The sequence below is a fragment of the Paenibacillus sp. ICGEB2008 genome (assembly GCF_000307675.1).
In the GTDB taxonomy this organism is placed as follows: domain Bacteria; phylum Bacillota; class Bacilli; order Paenibacillales; family Paenibacillaceae; genus Paenibacillus; species Paenibacillus polymyxa.
Map to the genome: position 1 here is coordinate 134,308 of NZ_AMQU01000004.1, position 13,716 is coordinate 148,023.

At 44.1% G+C, this 13,716-nt stretch carries 15 protein-coding genes and 1 other RNA gene; 7 read left to right on the plus strand and 9 right to left on the minus strand.

Features of this window, described 5'->3' with window-relative positions; genetic code table 11:
* The first annotated feature begins 120 nt into the window (after positions 1–120).
* Entirely contained in the window at positions 121–639 is a 519-nt protein-coding gene (gene tpx / locus C400_RS0102150) for a thiol peroxidase (RefSeq protein ID WP_013370495.1), read from the plus strand.
* Between the two features lie 94 nt (positions 640–733).
* On the opposite strand, the gene C400_RS0102155 is transcribed toward tpx, so the two are convergent.
* From C400_RS0102155 to C400_RS0102165, 4 genes are all read right to left on the minus strand, one after another.
* The gene (locus tag C400_RS0102155; protein WP_017425840.1) at positions 734–1,126 is read right to left on the minus strand and encodes a DUF1499 domain-containing protein; all 393 of its coding nucleotides are present in this window, start codon (positions 1,124–1,126) and stop codon (positions 734–736) included.
* Between the two features lie 215 nt (positions 1,127–1,341).
* Positions 1,342–1,536, minus strand: a non-coding RNA gene (gene ssrS, locus C400_RS26425) — 6S RNA.
* Positions 1,537–1,594: 58 nt separating this feature from the next.
* A complete protein-coding gene (locus C400_RS0102160) occupies positions 1,595–2,356 on the minus strand; it encodes a YesL family protein (protein WP_016819729.1) in 762 nt (253 codons plus the stop codon).
* A 217-nt stretch (positions 2,357–2,573) separates the two neighbouring features.
* Positions 2,574–4,151 carry a DEAD/DEAH box helicase gene (locus tag C400_RS0102165; RefSeq protein WP_013370492.1) on the minus strand — a complete coding sequence of 526 codons (1,578 nt, stop codon included), beginning with the start codon at positions 4,149–4,151 and terminating at the stop codon, positions 2,574–2,576.
* 326 nt (positions 4,152–4,477) lie between these two features.
* Here C400_RS0102165 and C400_RS0102170 point away from each other — a divergent pair, with 326 nt between their 5' ends.
* From C400_RS0102170 to C400_RS0102185, 4 genes are all read left to right on the plus strand, one after another.
* Positions 4,478–5,299 carry a YitT family protein gene (locus tag C400_RS0102170; RefSeq protein WP_026065345.1) on the plus strand — a complete coding sequence of 274 codons (822 nt, stop codon included), beginning with the start codon at positions 4,478–4,480 and terminating at the stop codon, positions 5,297–5,299.
* A 172-nt stretch (positions 5,300–5,471) separates the two neighbouring features.
* A complete protein-coding gene (locus tag C400_RS0102175; protein WP_014599634.1) occupies positions 5,472–5,660 on the plus strand; it encodes a hypothetical protein in 189 nt (62 codons plus the stop codon).
* A 217-nt stretch (positions 5,661–5,877) separates the two neighbouring features.
* A complete protein-coding gene (locus C400_RS0102180; RefSeq protein ID WP_017425842.1) occupies positions 5,878–7,056 on the plus strand; it encodes a putative glycoside hydrolase in 1,179 nt (392 codons plus the stop codon).
* 193 nt (positions 7,057–7,249) lie between these two features.
* Positions 7,250–8,620, plus strand: a complete 1,371-nt coding sequence (locus C400_RS0102185; RefSeq protein WP_017425843.1) for an MATE family efflux transporter — start codon at positions 7,250–7,252, stop codon at positions 8,618–8,620.
* Here the strand turns inward: C400_RS0102185 and C400_RS0102190 are convergent.
* The 5 genes from C400_RS0102190 to C400_RS0102210 all read right to left on the minus strand — a co-directional run bounded on the left by C400_RS0102190 (position 8,617) and on the right by C400_RS0102210 (position 13,077).
* Complete coding sequence (locus C400_RS0102190) at positions 8,617–8,826, minus strand: DUF3906 family protein (protein ID WP_017425844.1); 210 nt, start codon at positions 8,824–8,826, stop codon at positions 8,617–8,619. The two genes, C400_RS0102185 and C400_RS0102190, sit on opposite strands and share 4 nt — an antisense overlap.
* Before the next feature lie 117 nt (positions 8,827–8,943).
* On the minus strand, positions 8,944–9,915 hold the full coding sequence (pfkA, locus tag C400_RS0102195) for a 6-phosphofructokinase (RefSeq protein ID WP_016819724.1): 972 nt from the start codon (positions 9,913–9,915) through the stop codon (positions 8,944–8,946).
* Positions 9,916–9,938: 23 nt separating this feature from the next.
* A complete protein-coding gene (locus tag C400_RS0102200) occupies positions 9,939–11,018 on the minus strand; it encodes a tetraprenyl-beta-curcumene synthase family protein (protein WP_016819723.1) in 1,080 nt (359 codons plus the stop codon).
* A gap of 237 nt (positions 11,019–11,255) precedes the next feature.
* The gene (locus tag C400_RS0102205; protein ID WP_017425845.1) at positions 11,256–12,671 is read right to left on the minus strand and encodes an MATE family efflux transporter; all 1,416 of its coding nucleotides are present in this window, start codon (positions 12,669–12,671) and stop codon (positions 11,256–11,258) included.
* 208 nt (positions 12,672–12,879) lie between these two features.
* Complete coding sequence (locus C400_RS0102210) at positions 12,880–13,077, minus strand: cold shock domain-containing protein (protein WP_016819721.1); 198 nt, start codon at positions 13,075–13,077, stop codon at positions 12,880–12,882.
* A gap of 173 nt (positions 13,078–13,250) precedes the next feature.
* Between C400_RS0102210 and C400_RS0102215 the strand changes: the two genes are divergently transcribed.
* Both C400_RS0102215 and C400_RS0102220 read left to right on the plus strand, forming a co-directional pair.
* Entirely contained in the window at positions 13,251–13,484 is a 234-nt protein-coding gene (locus C400_RS0102215; RefSeq protein ID WP_014599632.1) for a hypothetical protein, read from the plus strand.
* 7 nt (positions 13,485–13,491) lie between these two features.
* On the plus strand, positions 13,492–13,680 hold the full coding sequence (locus C400_RS0102220; protein ID WP_016819720.1) for a hypothetical protein: 189 nt from the start codon (positions 13,492–13,494) through the stop codon (positions 13,678–13,680).
* Positions 13,681–13,716: the final 36 nt, after the last annotated feature.

Genomic DNA, 13,716 nt, shown 5'->3' on the forward strand with positions numbered 1-13,716 from the left:
GCAATCCTTCCTTCATGGGGTGTCTCCACCTTATTCAAATTGGACAATGTCTTTTATAAAAGATTATAATAGATTTCGGCAACGATAACCAATGCCAAAAACCAAAGGAGGCTATTACATATGGCACAAGAACGTACAGGAGTTGCTACTTTTAAAGGCAATCCTTTGACTCTCATAGGTCCTGAACTGAAAATTGGAGATCAGGCGCCTGATTTCAAATTACAGAAAGACTTATTGGAAGCAGCTACGCTTCAAGACTTTGCAGGCAAAGTCAAACTGATTAGCGTTGTCCCTTCTCTAGATACAGGCGTGTGTGACGCACAGACGCGACGTTTCAACCAGGAAGCAGACTCCCTGGGGGACCAAGTTGTGGTACTGACGGTCAGCGTGGATTTGCCTTTCGCTCAAGCTCGTTGGTGCGGTGCGGCTGGTATTGATCGCGTATTGACACTGTCCGACTACAAAGATCATTCCTTTGGTGAAGCTTATGGTGTATTCATTAAGGAATTCCATTTGGATCATAGAGCTATTTTTGTCATTGACCAAAATGACAAAATCGCTTACGTAGAATACTTGAGCGAAATGGCCGAGCATCCTGACTATGATCAAGCGATTGCAGCTGTAAAAAAACTCGTCTAAATCAGGACCGAATATTAAAAAAAGCGAGTGAAGGATTGCCTTCCTCGCTTTTTTTGATGTTTGTCTACCACATCACTGCTCCCACAACCTGCTACTACTGTACGACCTTATAAGCAGACAGCTTCTTGTCGATCATAGCGAACAGTTGCAAAATAATGCGGTAATTCGCACCCAAGTCCCCTAACGATCCACGTGAAGCAGAATAAATATCCACCGCACTTCGAACTGGCGAGACAGATAAAATAGAAACGGTAATGTCGACGGTTCTGCCGAACGCCGTTCGCTTCTCCAACGTAATCTCACCTACGGATGCTACCTCATGGAGTACCTTGTAGCCAGGAATCTTTTTCAAGATAGATGATACTTCTTCCCAAGCCTTGTCTCTAGATAAGTTATAATAGCGTGTCTTCATTTGGGGGTCCTTGACCCGGTCGCTTGTACCTTCTTGGCTGCGCCCAATCCCTACCAGAGTCCTCTTCAACGACAAGACATTTCCTCCTTCACGATAATCGCTACCTATCATACGACACATCGGCTTCCTCTGCTGCAAGCGCTTTATAAAACACGATAAACAACCGAAATTGAGTCCGATCATGCCTGTGGTATGCGACCTTAGTACCTCATGTCTTAGTTTAACATTGTTGCATACAAAAAACACCCTGTTTCTGCATAAGCAGTACCAGAGTGTGTTCATTACATTATGGAGTACCCGCCGATGCCGTCCGACCATAGCGTCTTCTGAACCTGCTTTAGCAGGTGGGTGACCGCAGAATAAACTTTTGAAGTCCCCTTGTCAGCAATTGACAGGGCTTTTCAGCTATTCATTCGTATAGATCTCCCTAGACATTGTCATTGGTTCAAAACAACAAATGACCGTAACGTGCATCGCAGGATGTGACCTTATTATAGCGCTTCTCACTCAGAAAGTAAATGCTAGGAGAAATATGTTTTATTTTTAGAGGTTATCACTTTTCTTGTCTTCAATGGTTGCCTTTTCTTCGTCTTTCTGTTTCATTTTCTCCATTTGATCCTGCATTTTGAGGAAGGTTCCGTAAAAATTAAAAAAAGCGAACCAGGCAACTACACTGCCGATGAAGAATAAGAAAAGCACGGGATATTTAACTCCAATGTATATAACAACGGCGCTGCCGAGCATGGTGGAAAATACACGGAATGGTCGAATCAGCGTCAATAAAACCGCATTTTTAATAATTTGTCCGGTAGACATATGATAATGAGCTACCATCGAAAAGAAGTTAAACATAGACACAAGCAAAATAATGATGAGGATCAGCATGATAACGCCCACGATTTGCAAGTTGCTGAGCTGTGTCATATATACAGTGTAATCCACATACATGACGACAAACAGTAACGTGTAAAAGATACCCCCAATCAGACTCTGCTTATAGTTCTCTTTATATCCTTTAAAGAAGGTACGAAACACGCCTGTATCAGTATCGCCCATCACCCATTTGCGAACCACTGAGAACAAAGCCGATGTTGCTGGAAATAAAGTAAGCGGTGCCAAAATAGCCATCGCCCAGTTCATTTGTAACGATTCATTCGCCAAATTCTGATTCATAACCAGTAATTTCAGTATGAGGCAGAATACAAAAGGCGATGAACATAACACCCACAACAAATTGCTAGCCGCCAGCCGGGTAATCCACTCGGTTAGGCGGTAAATCCCCCCCATAGCTCCTTTAAATTCCAATGTTAGTCTCTCCCTCCGCAAGCCTTGGCAGTTCCAAGACTTATGTTGCTATGCCTGTTAATTCCGGCTCTTGACTATATCATACCGTATTTCATCCCTAAAGCGCTAGTGAAATCCATACGTGATCCATTAAAGTAAATCCCATAAAATTCATACTTACCGATCAAAAAAGCCGAAGCTAGCATTAGCTTCGACTTTTTTAATCATTTATTTCTTATTATTCAGAAGAGGAATCTTCACGTCTTGCAGGACGGCGAGTTTCGCCATTGCTGCTCGGGCGTGGTTTGCGATCTCCACTATAGCGGCTTCCGGAATCACGGTTGTAGCCACCGCCTTCTTTGCCACGGTTGTAACCGCCGTATCCACCTTTACTGCCGCTACCGCCACGGTTGGAATTGTAGCCACCGTTGCTGCGTCCACTATAGTTGGAAGGCTTGCGTCCGCCAGAACGCACGTCTGGTTTACGACGTTTTGCACGGATCGGATCTTCCGGAGTCAGCTCAATAGATGCCTCTCTCTTCTCACCAGTCATCAGCTTCAGAGCTGCAGAGAGTAGTTGTACAGAATCATATTGCTCCAGCATTTGAATAGCCAAACCTTTGTACTCGTTCAGCTCGCCTTTTTCTACAACCTCTAGAAGGCGTTCTGCGATGATACGTTGTTTGCCTTCCAGAGCTTCTGCCAACGTTGGAAGAGGCTTACGTGGAATGCGGTGACGGGTTACACGCTCAATGAAATGCAAATGGTCAATTTCACGAGGCGTTACGAATGACCAAGCTTCCCCTTCTTTACCTGCACGTCCCGTACGTCCGATACGGTGAACATAGCTCTCTGGATCTTGCGGAAGGTCAAAGTTCACAACGTGAGTTACGCCAGAAACGTCCAAACCACGGGCAGCAACGTCAGTCGCTACGAGTACGTCAATACTTCCGTCACGGAATTTACGCATAACAGCATCACGCTGGTTTTGAGACAAGTCACCATGCAAACCGTCTGCGGAATAACCACGTTTTTGCAGAGCTTCAGCCAGCTCGTCTACCCGGCGCTTAGTGCGACCAAATACGATAGCAAGTTCTGGGGATTCCATGTCGATCAAACGGCTTAATGCTTCGAATTTTTGACGCTCAGGAACTTCAATATAGGCCTGATCAATCAGCGGAGCACTAACTTGTTTAGGAATAACGGATACATGCTCAGGATCTTTAAGGAATTGCTCAGCCAATCTTTTAATGTTAGGAGGCATTGTAGCCGAGAACAGCATTGTTTGACGCTCGTCTGGAACTTGCTTCAGAATGGACTGAATATCTTCCATGAAGCCCATGTCCAGCATTTCATCTGCTTCATCCAAAACAACGGTGTTCACGTCTTCTAGCTTAATGGTTTTACGATTAATATGATCAAGCAAACGTCCTGGTGTACCGATAATAATTTGAGGTTTCTTTTTCAAAGCGCGAATCTGGCGTACGATATCTTGTCCACCATAGATCGGCAAAGTGCGAAGACCTTTAAAGCGGGAGAGTTTTTCGATTTCTTCAGCCACTTGAATAGCAAGCTCACGTGTTGGAGCCATAATCAGGGCTCTGATTTTTTCATCGTTCTTAGAAATTTTATTGATCATCGGAATACCAAACGCAGCGGTTTTACCCGTACCCGTTTGGGCTTGACCAATCATGTCTTTCCCTTGCAATGCAATCGGGATGGATTTGGATTGAATAGGTGTTGCTTCTTCAAACCCCAGCTCCGTAATCGCCTGAATTACCTTCGGTTCAAGATCAAATTCTGCAAATGTCGTCAAATTTATTCAAACTCCTTCATAATGGTGGATGTGGTGGACAATCCACAATGTTGTCTGTATTCTTAAGTAGCGATATTATTGTATAAGTTTTCCCCAATACAGTGACAGTTTATTTAACTCTATAACTGCATCTTTCTGTAATGAATTCGGGGAACCCTATCCGATACATCTTAAACGAATTTATCCTTTTTAAAACAGTTTAAATTTTAAGTGTTTCTCTGGACATAGGTCCCTACTCAAGAATATCCACATCGCATTATAGCACAGAACAATTCATGAATACCAGTAAGTTGCTTTCTGTATAATTAAAATGAGGTGAAAAAAAGTTGTTAAAAATAGTGTTAAACTGCTTAACTGTTATTCTTGGAGCCGCTGCCATAGCATGCGGTTTTAATCTGTTTCTCGTCCCACATCACTTACTGAGCGGGGGAGTAGCCGGACTTTCCATGCTAATTGGCTATTTCACAAAATTCGATATCAGCACCATGTATTTTATCATCAATATCCCAATGCTTATTGCAGGCTGGTTTATTTTAGGCAAGCGTTTTATTAGTCTGAGCATTCTATCGGTTATCGTTACCACGTGGATTTTGGCCTGGGTACCCGTACAATCTGTTGTGTCTGATCCCCTGCTGGCCTCTGTCTTTGGTGGGGTCATGGTAGGCATTGGAGCAGGAATTTCCTTTCGGGTAGGGGGGTCTACGGGCGGTTTTGACATAATCGGTTCCATCGTTACCACATATCGTGACTTCCCCGTCGGAACTGTACTTGTGGGCATGAATGGACTGGTCATTCTCGCAGCAGGATATTTGAACGATGATTGGAATATTGCACTGGCTTCTATGTTATCCATTTTTGTGACTGGTAAAGTGTTGGATCAAATCTATGTAAGTCATACGAAGATCACCGTCTACATCATTACAGAGCACACTGACCAGCTACTCAGCCGAATGTTGACCACGCCACGAGGTGTCAGCAAAATAAAAATTGAAGGTGCATTTTCACATACCGAAAAGGACATGCTGATGACTGTTACGACACGCTACGAGCTTGTTGAATTAAAACGCATCATTAAGGAAGTAGACCCTTCTGCTTTTGTCAATATTGTGGAAACGGTTGGTGTAATGGGTTCATTCCGCCGAAGATAAGCACAAACCCAAGTGTCAAAATACTGTTTTTGTGGTACACTATATGTGCGCTGTTCCCATAGTATATAAAGACCAGCTTTACCTGCTATTTCACAGGCACTTTGCTTTTCCGAATCGTATTGAATGATTCTTTTGGAATGATTCCGAGCAGGAAAGGGTGATTTTTGTGGAAATGGAAACGGTAAAACTGTCCGACATTGTCTTAAGATGGTACCCGGAAATGCTCCCTTCTCTCAAAAAGAATGAGCTAAACTCGATGATTGTGCTTCGAGACGGGTTGTCCATACTCAAGCCAACGGATGCGCTTGAAATTATTCAGTACAGTATTTGTGAGCACCAAGACAATAACTATCTTCAATAAATTTTTTTGCCAAGTGCCGCTTCTTCCGGTTGCATCCACAACCGTGAAGAGAGCGGCATTATTTATGCCTATTTACGGATTCATCGAGCGATAGTTAGGTTAATCATGTAAGACTATGCCTGATGATACCAGTATTGGTTACAAGCGTGTTGTTTTTTCGATCCATAACTTTACGTATAATCAGGTAAGCGCCATACATAAGGGAGAGAGTTAGGAAATGAATATGATTTGGGCAATTATGCTATTGGCAATGGGAATAGGCGGAAACGGGAGCCAGTCAGCCAACGCTCCAAATGTAAAAGATACGGTGGCAACGACAATCAGCAGTGCCATGATCCAGGCACAACACAGTAATACAAAGGTAGATGCCTCCAATCCGCCGGTTAAAATTGACCCACAGCCGACCACGCCAGCTATTAAAGGTATCTATGTCACAGCCTATAGCGCAGGCGGTTCACGTATGACTCAGCTACTCGAATTACTGGACAAGACAGAGCTCAATTCTATGGTTATCGATATTAAGGACGATGCAGGTTACATCACTTATCCAACGACCAACCCCGAGCTTCTGAAATTGGGCAAGCCGCAAAAATTCATTAAAGATATTTCCGGTTTGATGGACCGTTTGAAAAAACATAATGTCTATCCGATTGCTCGTATTGTTGTATTTAAGGATACGGTATTGGCCAACAAAAATCCTGAGATGTCCTTCCGCAATGCTGACGGCTCTGTTTGGAAAAACGGCAAGGGAGATGGGTTCGTCAATCCCTATAATAAAGAAGTATGGGATTATAATATCGCCATTGCCAAGGAAGCAGCAAAACTCGGTTTTAAGGAAATCCAATTTGACTATGTACGTTTCCCTGAAGGTTTTGAAAAAAGAGCAGACAAACTAAAATATACCAAATCCGATCAATCCCGCTCGGATACGGTCGCTGAATTCGTACAATATGCCCGTAAAGAGCTTGCTCCACTAGGTGTGAGGGTATCAGTAGATATTTTCGGATATGCCGCATCCGTTCCTGCTGCCGAGGGTATCGGACAGGATTTCACTAAAATTTCTGAAAATGTGGATGTCATTTCACCGATGGTTTATCCAAGTCACTATACAACAGGCTGGTTTGGTGTAAAGGACCCAGATAAAAACCCCTACCAGACGATCAAAGGCTCCATGGCCGATACACACAAAAAACTCGATCCTACAGGCAAGCTAAAGCCAATTATTCGTCCGTGGATTCAGGATTTTACCGCAAGTTGGTTAGGAAGCGGACATTATGCCAAATATGGGAAAACACAAGTCGAGGACCAAATTCGCGCGCTTAAGGACATGAAGGTGGACGAATATTTACTCTGGAATGCCACTAACCGCTATACAAGCGGAGTAACCTACAAATAACTATCCTTCTGACTCCTCTTTTTTTATACGAATTTTAGAACTTATATCTTTATTATCGAAGACTGCCCCGTTGTTTGACGAACGGATGCAGTCTTTTTTATGGCTGTTCAATTGTTGCAGTATCCCTTACAATAAAATTTACATGTTATGATATGTACAAATAATCAAACCCTAGTAAATGAGGATAACAAAAATGCAATTGACTCTAACCATGGGACAGAAATGGAAGCAGCTTTTTTACATTTTGCTCCCTATTCTGATTACCCAGCTTGCACTATCTGCCATGACTTTTTTCGACACGAATATGTCGGGACACTTTTCCCCTGCCGATCTAGCTGGAGTAGCTATCGGAGTAAGCCTATGGGTCCCTGTACAAACAGGCCTTAATGGCATACTTATGGCTATTACCCCCATTGTATCCCAATTGGTGGGTGCACAACGCAAAGATAAAGTCTCCTACTATGTCATTCAGGCTCTTTGGCTGTCTCTCGCCCTATCCATCGTCGTTTTAATTGCTGGCATCATTTTGGTAAAGCCTATATTAAACGGTATGAATCTGGAATTGAGAGTTCATAATGTGGCTCTGTACTATCTTTGTGCGATGGCCTTTGGTGTTGTCCCTCTATTTGCCTACACTGTGCTCCGAAGCTTTATGGATGCATTAGGACAGACCCGTTTTACGATGTTGATCACGCTCATGTCATTGCCCATCAATGTTTTATTGAACTATCTACTTATTTATGGTAACTGGGGTTTTCCCCGTTTGGGGGGTGTAGGCTCCGGGGTAGCAACGGCTACCACCTACTGGATTATTATGCTGGTCGCTGGTTTTACTGCACATCGGGGGAAAATATTTGCCGAATACCGAATCTTTAGCAAAATATACGGGATTGCGGCCAGTGCTTTAAAAGAGCTTATCAAAATCGGGGTACCTATTGGATTTGCTATATTTTTTGAGACTGCCGTCTTTTCAGCTGTCACGCTCTTCATGAGCAGCTATAACACAGCTACCATAGCCGCTCATCAGGCAGCCATGAACTTTGCATCTACGCTGTATATGATTCCACTCAGTATTTGCATGGCACTTACGATTTTGGTCGGATTTGAAACAGGAGCTTCCCGTCCACGAGATGCCAAAACGTATAGCGTAATGGGCATTAGCAGCGCAGTAGGCCTATCATTGATTACAGCTATTATACTGCTTATCTGGGGTGAACAGGTCGCTCGACTTTACTCTACTGACCTGCAGGTCATTCAATTGGCCCAGCACTTTTTAATCTATGCGATTTTCTTTCAGATCTCTGATGCTGTCGCTACACCAACACAAGGAGCGCTACGCGGGTATAAAGATGTCAATCCGGCCTTTTTACTCACATTCCTGTCCTATTGGGTAATTGGGCTTCCTGTAGGGTATATACTCGCACGCTGGACCACGTGGGGACCTTACGGCTACTGGATTGGCTTGATTACAGGTCTGGCCGTAGGCGCCATTTTACTTCTCTGGCGTTTGGTAAGAGTGCAACATCGTTTTGCCGAACAAAAACAACACGCAAAGGCTATTTAGTCTTTGCGTGTTTCGATTACATATGCTACACCAGCAGTAATTCGTTTCTTCTCTACGATAGCCACTTCCTTTAACTCGGGGGGATATAAAAAGTGTCTCTCCACATGTTGGTCCATTTCCTCAAATGCCTGTTCCTCATTCTCAGCAGCAAGAATGACGGTCAGTGCTCCTTCCGAGCTGTCCACTTCCATTTTGAATAAATACATGCATGATTACCTCCTGCCCCCTATTCAAAGCTAAAAAAATAGCGGATGACTCAGGTCATCCGCATAATTTTAATTTTCCCCATATCAGAGCCCATCTACTAAACGTAAAGGTTCTTATTATTGGGACAAACGCAGAGCCAACTCATAAAGCTCCATGTTGAAATCTTTTTTGGTGCTTACAACCTTGCCAATATCTGTAGCTACCAGCTTACCGTCGATCGTTCCGCAAGCTTTGTCAGATACACCCTCAATCAATTGACGAACAGCAAAGTCACCCAAACGGCTTGCCAGGTTGCGGTCAAACGCGGTTGGTGTACCTCCACGTTGAATGTGTCCAAGCACTGTAACACGAGGCTCATAATCCGGACAGTTTTCTTGGATTACTTTGGCTACTGTTTCGCCTTTGCCTACACCCTCAGCAACGATAATGATACTGTGGCGTTTGCCATGTTTGAAGTTTTGTTTCATCCGATCGGATACTTCATTCAGGTCAAATTCTACCTCAGGTACCAAGATCGTTTCTGCACCGGAAGCCAGACCCGCATGGAGAGCAATATCTCCACAATGGCGTCCCATAACTTCCACGATGGAAGAACGTTCATGGGAAGACATCGTATCACGCAGCTTGTTGATTGCGTCCACTACAATACTTACCGCCGTATCAAAACCAATGGTGTAGTCTGTGAAGGAAATATCATTGTCAATTGTTCCTGGAAGACACATGGTTTTAATGCCTTGCTTGGTCAGCTTGTTAGCCCCTTGATAAGAACCGTCGCCACCGATGACGACTACGCCGTCAATTCCACGATTACGCAAAATTTCAGCGCCACGCTTCTGACCTTCTTCAGTCGTAAATTCCAGACATCTTGCAGATTGAAGTACAGTACCCCCACGTTGGATAATATCTCCGACGCTTCTCAGGTCCATTGGAAAAATATCATCGTTCAAAAGGCCTTGATATCCACGTTGAATCCCGAATACTTCCAGTCCAAAATACAATCCGCTACGCACGACGGCGCGAACTGCCGCGTTCATCCCTTGTGAATCTCCACCACTTGTTAATACTGCAATTTTCTTAACTGCTGTCATGATTTATGACCTCCTCAAAATAATCATATAAGCCTTCTTATCCATCGACTGTTTAATAAGAAAAACAAACGCATGAGCGGACTATTTTTCATTAAACGTCTCGAAACAGCGCGAACATCCTGCTGCTCACTAACTTTGGGGTCGGATAAATATAAAGCCAGCAATCCCTCGATAATCATCCGGTGAAAGGAGCTGGCAGGGACATCTGCAATATCAGCCCGCGCCCGATTCACAACGTAGGCGATCCGGTCCAGCATCATGTCGGTATCTTCATAATAATTGCAAAAGTTAAGATCTCCGCCCTTCCGGTCTTCGTCTTGATCGATTAGATAATCCAGCAAAATATGAAGACTGCACACATGTGGAAAATACGATGCATGTATTGAGGCAGCCCCCGCATCTGTGAGATGCCGGTCGCTGGCAGCAAGAAACAGCATAAAGACCCCCAGGGTTGAGCCAGTAGCCGCGGCAAACTCGTTCCAGCGCAGCTCGGGTGTACGATCTTTATGAATCGACCACCAGTCCAAAAGCGCTTGTTCCCGCAGCTCGGGTTTAATATGCTTGTATACTTGCAAATCCGTGTATAATCGCGCCAAATCCTGAACGTAAGGCATTGCCGCCTCATAGCCCGGAAGCCTGCTTACACAAGACTGACAGGTTGTCACCAGCCCGGTCAAATAACCGCCATCCTCCTGCTCACGACGCAACTCATAATAATTCACTGGCCTAGCCGTCGGATTAACCGCATCCAGCATCGACTGATGCAACAACCTGAAATCATCCGGGTCCATCGACGTACTGCGATCACACAGGTTGTCCAGATAATCGCTAATCGTCTGGTACGCCACAATCAGTGGAATTAGCGTCTGCCGGTCAGACATATTGGCTGCAGCATAAACCGCTCCCCCCACGCAGTGAAACGTCTTCTCTGCTATGCTCGCAAGCGCCTGACTTCTCAGCTCAGGGTCCGGAATTTGTTCGGCCTTGCTCTTCCAGTTACTCAATTCTTGTTTCGTTTCAGGGAGAATGTGCTTGTACATTCGGCTCATTAGACCTATGGGGCCTCTCGGTACTTGATAACGTCCTTGCTCAACATAACTCAAATGACGGTGCCTCCACATTGTTGTCTACGTAATTATACCTATCCAAACCATATTCATTATAATATGATCGACCTTTTAGCACAAATGAACAACCTCACTTTTTTCTTTACTATTCAAGAAAAATGAGCTCTTCTCACAAAAACGCTTTGTAGCCGTGCCACTGAATTAGCCAAAAATAACAGTCAAACTAGATCCACCCTTATAAAACTTTAATCGCAAATAGTAGAATTGTCCTATCTATCCCTTGTCCTCGGCCAGCTTCATGCCTTGGTTTCCCTCTCCCATGCTAGCCTGCTTCCATTTTCCGAAAACGTAATAGAAAATAACTGCTACGGCGGAGATCGTAAAACCAATAGGAAAGCTCCACCATACAGCATCCAGCCCATACTCATCGACAAATGCATAGGCCAAAGGTATACGAATGCCCCATAATGAAATAATGGTAATGAACAGCGGCACCATTACAGAGCCCGTAGATCGAACAACCCCTGTAATGACATTGGTAATACCGAATATAACAAAAGACCACAAGGTGATCAGATTAATCTGCATACCCAGTTCCAATGCCCCTCCCGTAGAAGGAAGAAACATCAGTAAGGCTTGACGGTTAAATACGTAAATGAATATTACAGCCCCACCAGTCAATACAAAATTATACACAATCCCAATCCAGGTTGTCCTGCGCACTCGATCCCAGCGTCCGGCTCCGATATTTTGAGCGGCGAAGGAAGATACGGCTGCACCTAATGCCATGGCCGGCATCTGCACATAGCTGGACAAATTGTTAGCTGCTGTATAGGCTGCCGCTGCGACTGTCCCGTAGCCGTTGATCAGGTTCATTACAGCAATCGCACTGGTGGAGACAGCAATCATCTGCAGTCCCATCGGGACTCCTTTACGAATAAGAGTCCAAATAATCTTCCAATCAAATTGAAGTAAGTGAAGCTCTGAAGATGTAATGCGCAGAAAGTATTTTACACGATATAGGTAAATGAGAATCAATACAAAGCTGATCCCTTGAGCAATCAGGGTAGCTGTGGCGGAGCCTCCGATGCCCATAGCAGGGATCGGCCCCCATCCGAATATGAGTAGTGGGTTGAGTAAAACATCCAGTACGACGGAAACGAGCAGAAAATAAAATGGTGTTTTGGAATCTCCAGCCCCTCTCATTACGGTCATGATGTAGTTATAGCCGTACAAAAAGGGCATACCCGCGAAAATAATGCGCGTATAGGTGATCGCCATATCGACTGATTCGGCAGGCGTATTGAGTACATGAAGAATCCAAGGTGAGCCCAAAAACCCAATAATACCTATAGCAAAAGCAAGCACCAGGAAAAAGACAGCGCTTGTACCTACTACACGCTTCGTTTCTGCTATGTCACCCGCTCCGATATGTTGTCCAATCAGAATAGTGGCCGCCATGGTGACTCCAAAAATCGAGCTGATCAGAAAGAACATTATAATATTTCCATTCGAAGCGGCAGTCAATGCGGCTTCTCCCAGAAACTTCCCAACCCAGATTGAATTAATCGTTCCATTCAAGGATTGCAAAATGTTTCCGAACAGCATCGGCAAAGAGAACATAAATAGTGTTTTGGCAATAGGGCCTTCAATCAGGGAAGGATTACGATTAGCCTCTGCTGCACTCATTTTCTCAGCTCCCTCAACTTAAGATAACTCACGCTTAGTTTTATTACGTATAATACCCTATTCCGGCCCAACCTTCTCATATCATAAACGTTTTTATGCAAAAAAGCGCAGCTCCTTAAATGTAAGGAACTGCGCTCTCAATTCATCGTTTAACCGTAATATATAAGACATCCGTAAAAACGGAACATTTCTTACAATTCAGTTACACTTACAGTTTGATTACGTTAGCTGCTTGTGGTCCACGGTTGCCTTCAGTAATTTCGAATTCAACATCTTGACCTTCTTCCAAAGTTTTAAAACCGTCGCCTTGGATTGCGGAGAAATGTACAAATACATCCTCGCCACCATCCACTTGGATGAAGCCATAACCTTTTTCTGCGTTAAACCATTTAACTGTACCTTTCAAGTGAACAACCTCCTAAAAATACCGCCATCTATGGCGAATATCCATATTATACTTCATGCTTTTTCACATTGCAATTGGTGTTTTTCCGGGTTTTACGGTCTGGAATGATTTGCTTTTGCGGCAGAAACTGCGGTATCATGAACCAAAACATCTATAAAATCGGAGACATGCATATGATGAAAAAACACGAAATATACAAAAAAGACAAGTGGAATATGATGACTGTCGAGGTGCAGGGCCGTTACATCGTTCTGCGGGAAATATCTGATGATTGGGGCGAGGAAGCTCACACGTTTTTGAGCCGTCCGGCGCTGATGCATTGGGCTGAAAATCGTTTCCCCAAGCAGTCCTTTCAAGATAATGAGGAAGAGTGGCAGCGGATCATGAACGCTTTCAAACAGGTGTAGCCTATTCATGGTGTCCAACAGCTATCTCATCTTCATTATTCTGGCCTTCACGCTGGGCGGAGTGCTGATCATGAAGCGTGAAACGATACCGACTCCTCTCAAAAAGTGGATGGCCCTCACTGCCGTAATCATGATTTGCCTTGCCTTTTATCTTATTGTATACAGCTTATTAAATATAGGTTCCAACCCACAGTAAGGAAAATTATACTTTCAGGGGCAAAAGGTCATACTA